The sequence below is a fragment of the Oribacterium sp. oral taxon 078 str. F0263 genome (assembly GCF_000469565.1).
In the GTDB taxonomy this organism is placed as follows: Bacteria; Bacillota; Clostridia; order Lachnospirales; family Lachnospiraceae; genus Oribacterium.
On record NZ_KI273114.1, the window covers coordinates 7,393 to 7,815 of the forward strand.

Annotated in this window: 1 protein-coding gene; it reads right to left on the minus strand. The window is 58.9% G+C overall.

Features of this window, described 5'->3' with window-relative positions; all coding sequences use genetic code 11:
* A partial coding sequence (locus HMPREF1986_RS13835) for a ketopantoate reductase C-terminal domain-containing protein (protein ID WP_021773880.1) occupies positions 1-423 on the minus strand: 423 nt, incomplete at both ends.

The following is a 423-nucleotide window of genomic DNA, read 5'->3' on the forward strand; positions in this document are numbered from 1 at the left end:
CCTCCTCCGCGCAAAGGCCCAAAGCGCGGGCCGCTTCCGCCGCCTCATGGATCAAAGCGCAGCACAAATTCCACGCATGCTCATTGGCACTGATATAGCCCATCTTCACCTGCAAAATTCCGGTCACGGCGCTCAGAGAGCTGTTGATAAAGAGCTTGTCCCAGATCAACTGCTGGATATTCCCATAGATGCGGACGGAAAAGCCGCAGGCATCGAAGCTCTCCTTCAGTCTCGGAAGGAAGGCCTCCCGATCCTCACAGAGCATGCCGACATTGGTCTTTCCGCTTCCTCCGCGGCGGACATGTCCGAGCCCGAGCACTGCCCCGTTGTCCTCCGTCGTTCCGATGATGATCCGCTCCCTCTCCGCGAACTTCCCGAGGATTTCCTCATGCCCGGAGCCATTTTGCAGGCTCAGAAGCCGCG